We start from the raw sequence: 611 nt of genomic DNA, 5'->3' as shown, positions 1-611 counted from the left end.
TTCATGACCTCGGGTCCGGTCGTCGTCCAGGTTCTCGGAAGGCGACGACGCCGTGGCCCGCAACCGCGCGATCATGGGCGCGACGACCCCAGGAAGGCCGAGGCCGGCGACCATCCGCGCCGAATTCGCCGAGGACATCGAGGCGAACTCCGTCCACGGCTCCGACGCGGCGGACACCGCGGCGCAGGAAATCGCCTTCTTCTTCGCCGGCGTCGAGATCGTCGGCTGATCTGACCGGCACATGCAAAAAGGGGCCTCGGGCCCCCTTTTTCATGCCGCGGTCACGCGGGTCTCAGGGCGCGCGGCCGAGATTGACCTGGTTCGGATTGGTCACCGCGCCGCCGATCGCGCCCACGGCGCCGCCGATCAGCGCGCCCGTCGCCGCCGAGCCGCCCGTCGCAGCCCCCAGGATCGCACCGGTGCCCGCGCCGATCGCGCCGCCGGAGAGAGCCCGCTGGCCGGGCGTATAGCCGCAACCCGCCAGCCCCAGCGCCACCACCGAGAGCAGCACGGGAACGATTAGCACCTGTTTCGATCTCACAGTCATTTCGGGATCTCCTTGTTTTGTTTCAAGCGATATAGGGTTTCGCGTTGCGACTGCATGGCCCCCG

At 68.7% G+C, this 611-nt stretch carries 1 protein-coding gene and 1 pseudogene; one reads left to right on the top strand and one right to left on the bottom strand.

Going from position 1 to position 611, the window contains the following annotated elements; translation table 11 throughout:
- Window positions 1-229: pseudogene (locus tag RT91_RS19915) on the top strand (nucleoside-diphosphate kinase); the annotation flags it as partial.
- 63 nt (window positions 230-292) lie between these two features.
- On the opposite strand, the gene RT91_RS19910 reads toward RT91_RS19915, so the two are convergent.
- Window positions 293-526 (bottom strand): YMGG-like glycine zipper-containing protein, encoded by a 234-nt coding sequence (locus RT91_RS19910; RefSeq protein ID WP_240314348.1) that lies wholly within the window; start codon window positions 524-526, stop codon window positions 293-295.
- Between the last annotated feature and the right edge of the window lie 85 nt (window positions 527-611).

The organism is Acidiphilium sp. JA12-A1 (assembly GCF_000724705.2).
Taxonomy (GTDB): domain Bacteria; phylum Pseudomonadota; class Alphaproteobacteria; order Acetobacterales; family Acetobacteraceae; genus Acidiphilium; species Acidiphilium multivorum.
The sequence above is the reverse complement of the archived record's forward strand: the minus strand, read 5'-3'. Positions and strand labels throughout refer to the sequence as shown.